The 17,071-nt window shown below is 46.1% G+C and carries 1 protein-coding gene; it reads left to right on the top strand.

The features are described from left to right. The first annotated feature begins 2 nt into the window (after positions 1-2). Positions 3-17,009 carry a non-ribosomal peptide synthase/polyketide synthase gene (locus tag MKY97_RS19120; protein ID WP_342551890.1) on the top strand — a complete coding sequence of 5,669 codons (17,007 nt, stop codon included), beginning with the start codon at positions 3-5 and terminating at the stop codon, positions 17,007-17,009. Positions 17,010-17,071: the final 62 nt, after the last annotated feature.

Genomic DNA, 17,071 nt, shown 5'->3' with positions numbered 1-17,071 from the left:
TGATGGAAAACATAAAAGATATTTATCAGTTGACACCACTGCAAGAAGGTATGCTTTACCATCGTATTCTTGAAGAAAAATCAGATGCATATTTTGTTCAAATGACTTTGGAAGTAAGAGGCTCACTAGATATCTTTAGATTTCAAGAATGTTTCAATACTGTTATTCAGAAACATGATGTATTAAGGACTGTATTTCTTTACGATACGGTAAAAGTCCCAATACAAGTCGTGTATGATAAGATACAGAATCAGATACTGCATGAAGATATTATGCATTTATCCGAAGAAGATCAGTTAAGGAAAATTGAATTTTTAAAGAGTAATGATCGAGAGATTGGTTTTAGTTTAAATGAGGGTCCTTTAATCCGAATGTCAATTATAAAATTGACAGAAGAGTATCATGTTGTCGTTATTAGTTTTCATCATATTATTATGGACGGATGGTCTTTAGGAATCGTTATCCAAGAAATGATGCGGATATATTTCAACGATATTTCAACGTCGCAGGTCATAAACCCACCTACTTCATATAGTAGTTATATAAAATGGTTGAATAAACAAGATACAGAAATGGCGTTAGATTATTGGAGCAAAATGTTGGGTGATTATGATCATAGAATTAGAATAATGGATAGGCAGCTTGATGAAGTAAGTGAGGAACATGATTATAAAAGTAAAAACTTCACTTTAGATACATTGTTAACGAAAAAGCTAGTTGAATTTTCTGTTAATAATCAGGTAACAGTTAATACAATAATTCAGGTAATTTGGGGAATTTTGCTCCAACGTTATAATAATGTGACCGATGTTGTGTATGGTTCAGTTATATCAGGAAGACCCGCAGAAATATTAGGAATAGAAAGTATGGTTGGTTTATTCATTAATACTATCCCGGTAAGAATTCGAGATGCAGAGTCATTATCATTTAATGAATATGTTAAAAATGTACAATTAGAGGCATTTAGTTCAGAGAAATTCAGTTATGTTCCCCTATATAAGATACAAACTAATACTAAATTAAAAAATAAATTATTTAATCACATTGTGGTATTTGAAAACTATCCTATTAACAAAGGAATTGCTAGTATCTCAGAGGAGATTGATATACAAGTAACAGAATTCTCAGAACATAATAACTATAATTTGAGTGTCATAATTCATCAAGAAGATACACTGAATTTCAAATTTACTTATAATTCAAAAGTAATTAGCGAAAATGATATTGTGACGATATGCAAACATTTAAAAGAAACTATCCTCACAGTCCTCAAAGACCCAACAATAAAGCTCAGCGATATTAATATAGTCCCAAATGAGGAGAAAGCACAGATCGCCGGTTTCAATGCGACGGAAGCTGCCTATCCGAAAGAAAAAACGATCCATCAGTTGTTTGAAGAACAAGTTGAGCGGACACCTGAGAATATAGCGGTGGTGTATAAAGGCGAAGAGCTAACTTACCGGGAGCTGAATGAACGTGCGAATCAATTGGCGCGGAATTTACGCGCACGGGGAGTAGGCCCAGAAAGTATCGTGGGACTAATGGTGGAACGATCGCTTGAAATGATCGTTGGAATTATGGGAGTCCTGAAGGCCGGCGGAGCCTACTTACCGCTGGATCCGACGTACCCGCAGGAACGGATCACGTATATGCTTGAAGATAGTGGAACTGCTCTTATCTTGACCCAAAGGCACGTGGCCGACCGGGTAGCGTTCCAAGGAGACATGCTTTATCTGGAGGATCAAAAGATATACAGTGGTCCAGGAGACGATTTAGCGGGAGTGAGTTCACCTCAAAACCTGGCGTATGTGATATACACCTCCGGGACAACCGGAAGGCCTAAAGGAGTACTGACTACTCATCGCAATGTCGTTCGTCTTTTGGTAAGTGATAATTCATTATTCGATTTTAATAGTAATGATGTTTGGACATTATTTCACTCATATTGCTTCGATTTTTCAGTTTGGGAAATGTATGGTGCGTTGGTTTTCGGAGGGACCTTGATCGTAGTGCCTCATGCCGTAGTGAAGAATCCGACATTATTTATGGAATTGCTAGAAACACATCAAGTAACGATATTAAATCAAACACCATCTTACTTCAAACAATTAGCCAATGAAATATTAACGAATAACAGTGAGCGGCTGGCGATACGCAAAATAATTTTTGGAGGAGAGGCGTTAAATCCATCCAGCCTAAGAATCTGGAATGCAAGGTACCCTAACATCCAACTCATCAATATGTATGGCATAACTGAAATCACGGTACATGCTACCTATAAAGAGATAACTGTTTTAGAGATTGGAGAAGCATGCAGTAATATCGGAAAGCCAATCCCTACATTAGGTGCTTTTATACTGGATCGTAATGGACATATGTCGCCTCTGGGTGTGGCCGGGGAGCTGTACATCTCCGGGGATGGATTGGCGAGAGGCTACCTGAATCAGCCGGAACTCACTGCCGAGCGATTTGTACCAAATCCGTTTGAACCGGGGGAACGAATGTACCGGACAGGCGATCTGGCCCGCTGGTTACCCGATGGTAATGTGGAGTACCTGGGACGGATCGACGACCAGGTGAAGATTCGGGGGTACCGGATTGAGCTGGGAGAAATTGAAACTCAGCTGGCTAAACATGAACACGTGATAGAAGCAGCCGTGGTCGCGCGGGAAGATCTTCAGGGTCAGTCCTATTTATGTGGATACGTGGTAGCGAACGGAGATTTGACGGTGGCATCATTGCGTCAATATCTTGGCCAAGGATTGCCTGACTATATGATTCCAGCCCATTTTGTGCAGCTGGATCAACTACCTCTGACGCCGAATGGCAAACTGGATCGCAAGGCATTGCCAGAACCAAACGGCACCATGGAATCGGGACGGGTATATGTGGCTCCGCGTAGTGAGACCGAAGAGCAGTTGGCTGCACTATGGAAATCCGTGCTGGGCGTTGAAAAAATCGGAGTGCAGGACAGCTTCTTTGAGTTGGGCGGTCACTCGCTGAATGCCATGATTGTGGTATCGAGAGTGAATCGAGAATTTGCGGTGGACATTCCGTTACGGGAGATGTTCCAGTATCCAACAATCGAAGAACTAGCAGTGCGGATTGAGCAGGCTGAGCAAGGAGCGTATGCCCTGATTGAACCGGTGGAAGAACGGAAGTACTACCCGGTGTCAGCCTCACAAAAACGTCAGTATGTTCTACACCAACTTGGGGGAGCTCAAACGGTATACAATATGCCCGTTAGCCTCGTTCTGAAGGGAGCATGCGACCTTGCTCAGCTGGAAAGGATCTTCCGGACCTTGGTAGGACGGCATGAAAGTTTGCGGACTTCCTTTGGGATGGTGGACGGAGAGATTGTACAGTACGTTCATCCCGAAGTGGACTTTGCCATGGCCTATGAAGAAGCGGAGGAGAGCGCAGCCGATACCGTGGCAGCAGAGTTTGTGCGTCCCTTTGATTTAGAACAGGCGCCGTTATTCCGGGCGAAATTGGTGAAGCTGGGCGAAGAACATCACCTTTTGCTGCTGGATATGCCGCATATTGTCTCGGATGGAGTATCCATGGGGATTTTGGCGGATGAGTTTGCGCGTTTGTATGCGGGTGAAGCGTTGTCCGAGCTACGGGTTCAGTACAAGGATTATGCCGTCTGGCAACATGCGCGTACAGCATCGGAGGAGATGAACCGGCAGCAAGCCTACTGGACGGAGACCTTGTCGGGTGAGCTTCCCGTGTTAGCATTGTCGACCGATCGTGCGCGGCCGGCGGTCCAGAGTTATGAAGGCAGTCGAATGAGCTTCCAGGTGAGCGAAGAGATCACGGAGGGACTGAAAAAACTGGCCCTGGAAACGGGAAGCACCCTGTATATGGTGCTGCTCGCGGCCTATAATACGTTGCTGCATCGATATACGGGCCAAGAGGATATCGTAGTAGGGACGCCGATTGCGGGAAGGTCGCATGCGGATCTGGAACCGGTAGTGGGGATGTTTGTGAATACCCTGGCGATGCGGAATCAGCCTCGGGGAGAAAAGAGTTTCACGGAATTTTTGGCTGAGGTGAAAGAAACGACGCTAGGCGCGTATGGCAATCAGGACTACCCGTTTGATCGATTGGTGGAAGAAGTGGCACCACGCCGGGATATGAGTCGAAACCCACTGTTTGATACCATGTTTGTGTTGCAGAATATGGAGCAGCGGACCATTGAACTGGAGGATCTGGAGATTCAGGTCAACCCGGGGCAAGGACACGTATCGAAGATGGATATCACGGTCACCGCCTGGGAGACAGAAGGAAGTCTTCAGTGTGAAATTGAGTACGCAACCCAACTATATGATCGTGAGACGATCGAGCGGATGTCGGGACACTGGCAACAGTTACTGAGAAGCCTCATTGAGGCCCCGCATCTTCAGCTGAGCGAGGTAGAGGTAGTAACGGAATCGGAGAAAGCACAGATCGCCGGTTTCAATGCGACGGAAGCAGCCTATCCGAAAGAAAAAACGATCCATCAGTTGTTTGAAGAACAAGTTGAGCGGACACCTGAGAATATAGCGGTGGTGTATGAAGGCGAAGAGCTAACTTACCGGGAGCTGAATGAACGTGCGAATCAATTGGCGCGGAATTTACGCGCACGGGGAGTAGGCCCAGAAAGTATCGTGGGACTAATGGTGGAACGATCGCTTGAAATGATCGTTGGAATTATGGGAGTCCTGAAGGCCGGCGGAGCCTACTTACCGCTGGATCCGACGTACCCGCAGGAACGGATCACGTATATGCTTGAAGATAGTGGAACTGCTCTTATCTTGACCCAAAGGCACGTGGCCGACCGGGTAGCGTTCCAAGGAGACATGCTTTATCTGGAGGATCAAAAGATATACAGTGGTCCAGGAGACGATTTAGCGGGAGTGAGTTCACCTCAAAACCTGGCGTATGTGATATACACCTCCGGGACAACCGGAAGGCCTAAAGGAGTACTGACTACTCATCGCAATGTCGTTCGTCTTTTGGTAAGTGATAATTCATTATTCGATTTTAATAGTAATGATGTTTGGACATTATTTCACTCATATTGCTTCGATTTTTCAGTTTGGGAAATGTATGGTGCGTTGGTTTTCGGAGGGACCTTGATCGTAGTGCCTCATGCCGTAGTGAAGAATCCGACATTATTTATGGAATTGCTAGAAACACATCAAGTAACGATATTAAATCAAACACCATCTTACTTCAAACAATTAGCCAATGAAATATTAACGAATAACAGTGAGCGGCTGGCGATACGCAAAATAATTTTTGGAGGAGAGGCGTTAAATCCATCCAGCCTAAGAATCTGGAATGCAAGGTACCCTAACATCCAACTCATCAATATGTATGGCATAACTGAAATCACGGTACATGCTACCTATAAAGAGATAACTGTTTTAGAGATTGGAGAAGCATGCAGTAATATCGGAAAGCCAATCCCTACATTAGGTGCTTTTATACTGGATCGTAATGGACATATGTCGCCTCTGGGTGTGGCCGGGGAGCTGTACATCTCCGGGGATGGATTGGCGAGAGGCTACCTGAATCAGCCGGAACTCACTGCCGAGCGATTTGTACCAAATCCGTTTAAACCGGGGGAACGAATGTACCGGACAGGCGATCTGGCCCGCTGGTTACCCGATGGTAATGTGGAGTACCTGGGACGGATCGACGACCAGGTGAAGATTCGGGGGTACCGGATTGAGCTGGGAGAAATTGAAACTCAGCTGGCTAAACATGAACACGTGATAGAAGCAGCCGTGGTCGCGCGGGAAGATCTTCAGGGTCAGTCCTATTTATGTGGATACGTGGTAGCGAACGGAGATTTGACGGTGGCATCATTGCGTCAATATCTTGGCCAAGGATTGCCTGACTATATGATTCCAGCCCATTTTGTGCAGCTGGATCAACTACCTCTGACGCCGAATGGCAAACTGGATCGCAAGGCATTGCCAGAACCAAACGGCACCATGGAATCGGGACGGGTATATGTGGCTCCGCGTAGTGAGACCGAAGAGCAGTTGGCTGCACTATGGAAATCCGTGCTGGGCGTTGAAAAAATCGGAGTGCAGGACAGCTTCTTTGAGTTGGGCGGTCACTCGCTGAATGCCATGATTGTGGTATCGAGAGTGAATCGAGAATTTGCGGTGGACATTCCGTTACGGGAGATGTTCCAGTATCCAACAATCGAAGAACTAGCAGTGCGGATTGAGCAGGCTGAGCAAGGAGCGTATGCCCTGATTGAACCGGTGGAAGAACGGAAGTACTACCCGGTGTCAGCCTCACAAAAACGTCAGTATGTTCTACATCAACTTGGGGGAGCTCAAACGGTATACAATATGCCCGTTAGCCTCGTTCTGAAGGGAGCATGCGACCTTGCTCAGCTGGAAAGGATCTTCCGGACCTTGGTAGGACGGCATGAAAGTTTGCGGACTTCCTTTGGGATGGTGGACGGAGAGATTGTACAGTACGTTCATCCCGAAGTGGACTTTGCTATGGCCTATGAAGAAGCGGAGGAGAGCGCAGCCGATACCGTGGCAGCAGAGTTTGTGCGTCCCTTTGATTTAGAACAGGCGCCGTTATTCCGGGCGAAATTGGTGAAGCTGGGCGAAGAACATCACCTTTTGCTGCTGGATATGCCGCATATTGTCTCGGATGGAGTATCCATGGGGATTTTGGCGGATGAGTTTGCGCGTTTGTATGCGGGTGAAGCGTTGTCCGAGCTACGGGTTCAGTACAAGGATTATGCCGTCTGGCAACATGCGCGTACAGCATCGGAGGAGATGAACCGGCAGCAAGCCTACTGGACGGAGACCTTGTCGGGTGAGCTTCCCGTGTTAGCATTGTCGACCGATCGTGCGCGGCCGGCGGTCCAGAGTTATGAAGGCAGTCGAATGAGCTTCCAGGTGAGCGAAGAGATCACGGAGGGACTGAAAAAACTGGCCCTGGAAACGGGAAGCACCCTGTATATGGTGCTGCTCGCGGCCTATAATACGTTGCTGCATCGATATACGGGCCAAGAGGATATCGTAGTAGGGACGCCGATTGCGGGAAGGTCGCATGCGGATCTGGAACCGGTAGTGGGGATGTTTGTGAATACCCTGGCGATGCGGAATCAGCCTCGGGGAGAAAAGAGTTTCACGGAATTTTTGGCTGAGGTGAAAGAAACGACGCTAGGCGCGTATGGCAATCAGGACTACCCGTTTGATCGATTGGTGGAAGAAGTGGCACCACGCCGGGATATGAGTCGAAACCCACTGTTTGATACCATGTTTGTGTTGCAGAATATGGAGCAGCGGACCATTGAACTGGAGGATCTGGAGATTCAGGTCAACCCGGGGCAAGGACACGTATCGAAGATGGATATCACGGTCACCGCCTGGGAGACAGAAGGAAGTCTTCAGTGTGAAATTGAGTACGCAACCCAACTATATGATCGTGAGACAATCAAGCGGATGTCGGGACACTGGCAACAGTTACTGAGAAGCCTCATTGAGGCCCCGCATCTTCAGCTGAGCGAGGTAGAGGTAGTAACGGAATCGGAGAAAGCACAGATCGCCGGTTTCAATGCGACGGAAGCAGCCTATCCGAAAGAAAAAACGATCCATCAGTTGTTTGAAGAACAAGTTGAGCGGACACCTGAGAATATAGCGGTGGTGTATGAAGGCGAAGAGCTAACTTACCGGGAGCTGAATGAACGTGCGAATCAATTGGCGCATCATCTTTCAACACTGGGGGTATGTACAGGTGATTCGGTAGGTATCTGTCTTGAGCGTTCTGTGGAATTGATTATTAGTGAATTAGCAATAATTAAATCTGGAGCTATGTTTATCCCACTCGACCCAGAATTACCTAAGGGACGCCTCAGTCATATGATAGAACAAAGTAAGATACAAATTGTGGTGACAAAGGTATTTTGGAAGAGAAGTGTGTTCCAGGGAGAAGTAACTACTATATGTCTTGACTCCCAAAGCGTAATTAAGATCTTGGAACAAGAGAATAGAGCTAATCCTGTCAATTGTATTAATGTGAATGAGAGAATTTACACTATCTTCACCTCAGGTTCTACAGGAGTTCCTAAAGGAGCGAGTGTATATCACAATAGTTTTGTTAATTTGGTGAACTGGTATGTTAATGAGTTTAAAATAGTTAATAGTGACATATTTTTAATCGTAACCTCCCCAGCATTTGATGCTACACAGAAAAACATTTTTGCTCCTCTGATAAAGGGGGGGACGATAGTTCTCTTACCAGCTGGCCCGTTCGACTCCTTCACTGTTGTTGATTTAGTTGAAAAATACAAAGTTTCAGTTATTAACTGTACACCAACTATGCTTTATTCAATTGTTGGTAATGCCTCAAAAAATCAACTGACCTCCCTAAACTGGTTGTTTATCGGGGGGGAGCCATTAAAGGTAGATGGTTTAAAGAGAACACTGGAACTCACAAACAAAACACAAATAGTAAACATTTATGGGCCAACAGAGTGTACAGATATTGTGTTGTACCAACGTATTAGAGAAAATTCTCTGTTGGAAGATAAATCTGTCCCAATCGGAAAGCCCATATATAATACAAGAATTTATATTGTTGATAAATCCAATGGCCTTGCACCATTAGGTATTGAAGGTGAAATTTGCATCGCAGGTAGTAGCCTTGGCGCAGGATACATTAACAATGAGGATCAAACTCTCACTCGTTTTGTACCAAATCCGTTTGAACCGGGAGAACGAATGTACCGGACAGGCGATCTGGCCCGCTGGTTACCCGATGGTAATGTGGAGTACCTGGGACGGATCGACGACCAGGTGAAGATTCGGGGGTACCGGATTGAGCTGGGAGAAATTGAAACTCAGCTGGCTAAACATGAACACGTGATAGAAGCAGCCGTGGTCGCGCGGGAAGATCTTCAGGGTCAGTCCTATTTATGTGGATACGTGGTAGCGAACGGAGATTTGACGGTGGCATCATTGCGTCAATATCTTGGCCAAGGATTGCCTGACTATATGATTCCAGCCCATTTTGTGCAGCTGGATCAACTACCTCTGACGCCGAATGGCAAACTGGATCGCAAGGCATTGCCAGAACCAAACGGCACCATGGAATCGGGACGGGTATATGTGGCTCCGCGTAGTGAGACCGAAGAGCAGTTGGCTGCACTATGGAAATCCGTGCTGGGCGTTGAAAAAATCGGAGTGCAGGACAGCTTCTTTGAGTTGGGCGGTCACTCGCTGAATGCCATGATTGTGGTATCGAGAGTGAATCGAGAATTTGCGGTGGACATTCCGTTACGGGAGATGTTCCAGTATCCAACAATCGAAGAACTAGCAGTGCGGATTGAGCAGGCTGAGCAAGGAGCGTATGCCCTGATTGAACCGGTGGTAGAACGGAAGTACTACCCGGTGTCAGCCTCACAAAAACGTCAGTATGTTCTACATCAACTTGGGGGAGCTCAAACGGTATACAATATGCCCGTTAGCCTCGTTCTGAAGGGAGCATGCGACCTTGCTCAGCTGGAAAGGATCTTCCGGACCTTGGTAGGACGGCATGAAAGTTTGCGGACTTCCTTTGGGATGGTGGACGGAGAGATTGTACAGTACGTTCATCCCGAAGTGGACTTTGCTATGGCCTATGAAGAAGCGGAGGAGAGCGCAGCCGATACCGTGGCAGCAGAGTTTGTGCGTCCCTTTGATTTAGAACAGGCGCCGTTATTCCGGGCGAAATTGGTGAAGCTGGGCGAAGAACATCACCTTTTGCTGCTGGATATGCCGCATATTGTCTCGGATGGAGTATCCATGGGGATTTTGGCGGATGAGTTTGCGCGTTTGTATGCGGGTGAAGCGTTGTCCGAGCTACGGGTTCAGTACAAGGATTATGCCGTCTGGCAACATGCGCGTACAGCATCGGAGGAGATGAACCGGCAGCAAGCCTACTGGACGGAGACCTTGTCGGGTGAGCTTCCCGTGTTAGCATTGTCGACCGATCGTGCGCGGCCGGCGGTCCAGAGTTATGAAGGCAGTCGAATGAGCTTCCAGGTGAGCGAAGAGATCACGGAGGGACTGAAAAAACTGGCCCTGGAAACGGGAAGCACCCTGTATATGGTGCTGCTCGCGGCCTATAATACGTTGCTGCATCGATATACGGGCCAAGAGGATATCGTAGTAGGGACGCCGATTGCGGGAAGGTCGCATGCGGATCTGGAACCGGTAGTGGGGATGTTTGTGAATACCCTGGCGATGCGGAATCAGCCTCGGGGAGAAAAGAGTTTCACGGAATTTTTGGCTGAGGTGAAAGAAACGACGCTAGGCGCGTATGGCAATCAGGACTACCCGTTTGATCGATTGGTGGAAGAAGTGGCACCACGCCGGGATATGAGTCGAAACCCACTGTTTGATACCATGTTTGTGTTGCAGAATATGGAGCAGCGGACCATTGAACTGGAGGATCTGGAGATTCAGGTCAACCCGGGGCAAGGACACGTATCGAAGATGGATATCACGGTCACCGCCTGGGAGACAAAAGGAAGTCTTCAGTGTGAAATTGAGTACGCAACCCAACTATATGATCGTGAGACGATCAAGCGGATGTCGGGACACTGGCAACAGTTACTGAGAAGCCTCATTGAGGCCCCGCATCTTCAGCTGAGCGAGGTAGAGGTAGTAACGGAATCGGAGAAAGCACAGATCGCCGGTTTCAATGCGACGGAAGCAGCCTATCCGAAAGAAAAAATGATCCATCAGTTGTTTGAAGAACAAGTTGAGCGGACACCTGAGAATATAGCGGTGGTGTATGAAGGCGAAGAGCTAACTTACCGGGAGCTGAATGAACGTGCGAATCAATTGGCGCGGAATTTACGCGCACGGGGAGTAGGCCCAGAAAGTATCGTGGGACTAATGGTGGAACGATCGCTTGAAATGATCGTTGGAATTATGGGAGTCCTGAAGGCCGGCGGAGCCTACTTACCGCTGGATCCGACGTACCCGCAGGAACGGATCACGTATATGCTTGAAGATAGTGGAACTGCTCTTATCTTGACCCAAAGACACGTGGCCGACCGGGTAGCGTTCCAAGGAGCCATGCTTTATCTGGAGGATCAAGAGATATACAGCGGTCCAGGAGACAATTTAGCGGGAGTGAGTTCACCTCAAAACCTGGCGTATGTGATTTACACATCAGGTTCGACAGGGAAGCCAAAGGGAGTGCTTATCGAACAACGGAACTTGGTGAATTATGTTTGGTGGGCAAAAGGAATTTATTGCGAAAATAACCAAATGAACTTCCCTCTATATTCGACGATCTCATTTGATGCAACAGTTACTTCATTATTTACACCATTACTAATAGGTTCTAAATTAATTGTGTTTGGAAATAGTAATGGCGCAACCTTACTTCAAGATGTTTTGAGGAATGACGAGGTAGAAATATTGAAATTGACCCCTTCACACATGAGATTAATACTCAATGAACAAATTAAATCTCAGACTCTTAAAAAATTAATAATTGGTGGGGAGTTACTAGAACAAACTTTGGTAAATACAGTCGTTCAGAATGGATTTGAAATTGAAATCTTTAATTCCTATGGCCCGACTGAGGCTACAGTGAATTGTATGAGCTATACTTGCAATACTTCTGGGAACATTTTCAAATCAGTACCTATTGGTTCACCTGGAGATAATACAAGAATTTATATACTAGATTCTTCTCAGAACCTACAGCCTCTAGGTGTTGCCGGGGAGCTGTACATCTCCGGGGATGGATTGGCGAGAGGCTACCTAAATCAGCCGGAACTCACTGCCGAGCGATTTGTACCAAATCCGTTTGAACCAGGGGAACGAATGTACCGGACAGGCGATCTGGCCCGCTGGTTACCCGATGGTAATGTGGAGTACCTGGGACGGATCGACGACCAGGTGAAGATTCGGGGGTACCGGATTGAGCTGGGAGAAATTGAAACTCAGCTGGCTAAACATGAACACGTGATAGAAGCAGCCGTGGTCGCGCGGGAAGATCTTCAGGGTCAGTCCTATTTATGTGGATACGTGGTAGCGAACGGAGATTTGACGGTGGCATCATTGCGTCAATATCTTGGCCAAGGATTGCCCGACTATATGATTCCAGCCCATTTTGTGCAGCTGGATCAACTACCTCTGACGCCGAATGGCAAACTGGATCGCAAGGCATTGCCAGAACCAAACGGCACCATGGAATCGGGACGGGTATATGTGGCTCCGCGTAGTGAGACCGAAGAGCAGTTGGCTGCACTATGGAAATCCGTGCTGGGCGTTGAAAAAATCGGAGTGCAGGACAGCTTCTTTGAGTTGGGCGGTCACTCGCTGAATGCCATGATTGTGGTATCGAGAGTGAATCGAGAATTTGCGGTGGACATTCCGTTACGGGAGATGTTCCAGTATCCAACAATCGAAGAACTGGCAGTGCGGATTGAGCAGGCTGAGCAAGGAGCGTATGCCCTGATTGAACCGGTGGTAGAACGGAAGTACTACCCGGTGTCAGCCTCACAAAAACGTCAATATGTTCTACATCAACTTGGGGGAGCTCAAACGGTATACAATATGCCCGTTAGCCTCGTTCTGAAGGGAGCATGCGACCTTGCTCAGCTGGAAAGGATCTTCCGGACCTTGGTAGGACGGCATGAAAGTTTGCGGACTTCCTTTGGGATGGTGGACGGAGAGATTGTACAGTACGTTCATCCCGAAGTGGACTTTGCTATGGCCTATGAAGAAGCGGAGGAGAGCGCAGCCGATACCGTGGCAGCAGAGTTTGTGCGTCCCTTTGATTTAGAACAGGCGCCGTTATTCCGGGCGAAATTGGTGAAGCTGGGCGAAGAACATCACCTTTTGCTGCTGGATATGCCGCATATTGTCTCGGATGGAGTATCCATGGGGATTTTGGCGGATGAGTTTGCGCGTTTGTATGCGGGTGAAGCGTTGTCCGAGCTACGGGTTCAGTACAAGGATTATGCCGTCTGGCAACATGCGCGTACAGCATCGGAGGAGATGAACCGGCAGCAAGCCTACTGGACGGAGACCTTGTCGGGTGAGCTTCCCGTGTTAGCATTGTCGACCGATCGTGCGCGGCCGGCGGTCCAGAGTTATGAAGGCAGTCGAATGAGCTTCCAGGTGAGCGAAGAGATCACGGAGGGACTGAAAAAACTGGCCCTGGAAACGGGAAGCACCCTGTATATGGTGCTGCTCGCGGCCTATAATACGTTGCTGCATCGATATACGGGCCAAGAGGATATCGTAGTAGGGACGCCGATTGCGGGAAGGTCGCATGCGGATCTGGAACCGGTAGTGGGGATGTTTGTGAATACCCTGGCGATGCGGAATCAGCCTCGGGGAGAAAAGAGTTTCACGGAATTTTTGGCTGAGGTGAAAGAAACGACGCTAGGCGCGTATGGCAATCAGGACTACCCGTTTGATCGATTGGTGGAAGAAGTGGCACCACGCCGGGATATGAGTCGAAACCCACTGTTTGATACCATGTTTGTGTTGCAGAATATGGAGCAGCGGACCATTGAACTGGAGGATCTGGAGATTCAGGTCAACCCGGGGCAAGGACACGTATCGAAGATGGATATCACGGTCACCGCCTGGGAGACAGAAGGAAGTCTTCAGTGTGAAATTGAGTACGCAACCCAACTATATGATCGTGAGACGATCGAGCGGATGTCGGGACACTGGCAACAGTTACTGAGAAGCCTCATTGAGGCCCCGCATCTTCAGCTGAGCGAGGTAGAGGTAGTAACGGAATCGGAGAAAGCACAGATCGCCGGTTTCAATGCGACGGAAGCAGCCTATCCGAAAGAAAAAACGATCCATCAGTTGTTTGAAGAACAAGTTGAGCGGACACCTGAGAATATAGCGGTGGTGTATGAAGGCGAAGAGCTAACTTACCGGGAGCTGAATGAACGTGCGAATCAATTGGCGCGGAATTTACGCGCACGGGGAGTAGGCCCAGAAAGTATCGTGGGACTAATGGTGGAACGATCGCTTGAAATGATCGTTGGAATTATGGGAGTCCTGAAGGCCGGCGGAGCCTACTTACCGCTGGATCCGACGTACCCGCAGGAACGGATCACGTATATGCTTGAAGATAGTGGAACTGCTCTTATCTTGACCCAAAGACACGTGGCCGACCGGGTAGCGTTCCAAGGAGCCATGCTTTATCTGGAGGATCAAGAGATATACAGCGGTCCAGGAGACAATTTAGCGGGAGTGAGTTCACCTCAAAACCTGGCGTATGTGATATACACCTCCGGGACAACCGGGAAGCCCAAGGGAGTTTTGGTCGTAAATCAAGGTGTCGTCCGATTAGTCAAGGATACAAATTATATCAGTATAGATGAAGCAGATACATTATTGCAGGCTTCTTCTATATCCTTTGATGCGGCTACATTTGAAATCTGGGGTGCTTTACTTAACGGTGCAAAACTAATCCTCGTAACAACCACGATTTCATTGGATAACTTACGAGAGAATATCGTAGCGAATAATGTCTCTATCATGTGGCTTACCTCAGCATTATTTAATCTAGCCGTGGATTATGATATTGAGATGTTCAGTGGAGTACAGACGTTACTTGTCGGTGGGGAAGCAGTATCACCCAAACATGTGATGAAATTGTTAGACAACACAACAAGTATTAATCTAATTAATGGATACGGCCCAACGGAGAATACAACGTTTACTTGTTTTTACCCAATCACAACACTACAGAAAGAATCAGTTCCTATCGGAAAACCTGTATCAAATACAAAAGTCTATGTATTGGACAAGGGGATGCAGCCAGCTCCTATAGGAGTGGTAGGAGAACTGTACACATCTGGAGATGGATTAGCTCGAGGGTACCTGAATCAGCCGGAACTCACCGCTAAGTGTTTTGTTCCCAATCCATTTGAACCTGGCGAGCGAATGTACCGGACAGGCGATCTAGCCCGCTGGTTACCCGATGGAAACGTGGAGTACCTGGGACGAATAGATGATCAGGTGAAGATTCGGGGGTATCGGATTGAGCTGGGAGAAATTGAAGCGCGGTTGGTTAACCATGAACAGGTCATTGAGGCAGTCGTGGTGGCGAGAGAAAACCAACTAGGATTGAAGTCTTTATGTGGTTATGTGGTAACCAAGGGAACACTACTAATGGAAGAAATACGTCAATATTTAAGTAGACAACTACCGGAGTATATGATCCCGGCGCATTTTGTGGAGCTAGATTACCTTCCGCTAACATCGAATGGGAAAATAGATCGTAGAGCGCTGCCAGAACCGAATGGAAAGATACAAACAACCGGACGGACTTATGTAGCGCCAAGGAACGAAATTGAAAAAATGCTGACAAAAATATGGGAAAATGTTTTGATGGTCGAAAGAATAGGAATTGAGGATAGTTTTTTTGAACTTGGGGGTGATTCAATAAAAGCAATTCAGGTATCGGCTGAATTACACAAATTTGAATTTAAGGTTTCAATTAAAGATATATTTACCTTCCCAACCATATTCGAATTAAGTCCTTATCTAGAACAGGTTAGTAGAAGAATTTACCAGGGCGTAGTAGAAGGAGAAGCTTTACTAACTCCTATACAACATTGGTTTTTTAATCAAAGTTTCTCAGAAATAAATCATTGGAACCAATCAGTTGTACTGTTTAGTGAGGCAGGGTTTAGTGAGAAATTAGTACAAAAATCTTTTGAAAAGATTCTTGCACACCACGATGCGCTTCGTATGAAATATAGCTTTGAACGTGGAGAGTATAAGCAATACAACCGCGGACTTGATGAGGGAATCGGTTTTACACTACAAACTGAAAAAATAAATGATAGGAATATAGGTTCTCGTATTATTGAGTTAGGAAAAACTCTTCATAAGAGTATCGATTTAGAGCATGGTCCATTAGTCAAATTAGGATTGTTTAAAACTGTTCTTGGAGATCATCTAATGATTGTAATTCATCATCTAGTAATAGATGGGGTGTCCTGGCGAATATTATTAGAAGATTTTTCAACAATATATCATCAGCTAAAATCCAATAAGGAACCTGTTTTACCAATGAAAACAGATTCTTATAAAGAATGGTCAGAAAAGTTGAACGAATATGCTAAAAGTAACAACTTATTATCTGAGATTCCCTATTGGGCAGAAATTGAAAAACTATCAAGATTGAGACCTCTATCTAAAGACCATACAGGAAGCGAGAGTAGCGCACCTATAAATGAAGTAATAAGTGTTATGTTATCAAAGGAAAAAACAAACACTCTGCTAACTCGTGTTTCTAAAGCTTATAACACAGAAATCGACGATATATTGCTTACTGCTCTTGCGTTATCTATTAAATCATGGACTAGACAAAATAGAGTTTGTGTGGAACTAGAAGGTCATGGAAGAGAAAAATTTAATGAGGATACTAATGTCAGTCGTACTATTGGATGGTTCACCTCAAAATATCCAATTATTTTAGATGTACAGTCAGAAGAAATCGGTCAACAAATCAAGACAGTAAAAGAAATGTTACGGAAAGTACCAAACAAAGGTGTGGGATACGAGATATTAAAGTATTTGACGCCAAGAGAGAGAAATGTGGATTTAAACTTTGAAACGCTTCCTGAGATAAGTTTTAATTATCTAGGGCAATTTAACGGGAGCAATGAAGATAATGGATTTATTAAATTGTCTCCTTATAGTGGTGGGGAAAATATAAGCAATCAGTCAAAACGTACATTCCCACTTGCTATTACAGGAATTGTAAATAACCAACAGTTGACTTTAAGTGTTTCGTATAATACTAACGAGTTTTTAACAGAGAACATAGAGCGATTGTTGAATCATTACCAAGATCAGCTGATCAAGGTAATTGATCACTGTATAAGTATGGAAAAAACAATTTTGACACCTAGCGATGTTACGCTCAATGATGTCACCTTTGAAGAACTAGATGATATCTATAAGGCATTATCTTCCAAAAAGAAAAAGCGGTAAAAATAGAGGCTAAGAAGAAACATTGTGCATAACTCTCTCCAATTTTTACGAGAGTTATGCAT

The sequence above is a fragment of the Paenibacillus sp. FSL R7-0652 genome, from assembly GCF_038595045.1.
Taxonomy (GTDB): domain Bacteria; phylum Bacillota; class Bacilli; order Paenibacillales; family Paenibacillaceae; genus Paenibacillus.
The sequence above is the reverse complement of the archived record's forward strand: the minus strand, read 5'-3'. Positions and strand labels throughout refer to the sequence as shown.

Excerpts from the sequence above, each read along its gene's own strand:
- MKY97_RS19120 (WP_342551890.1), top strand. The coding sequence starts at position 3 with ATGGAAAACATAAAAGATATTTATCAGTTGACACCACTGCAAGAAGGT.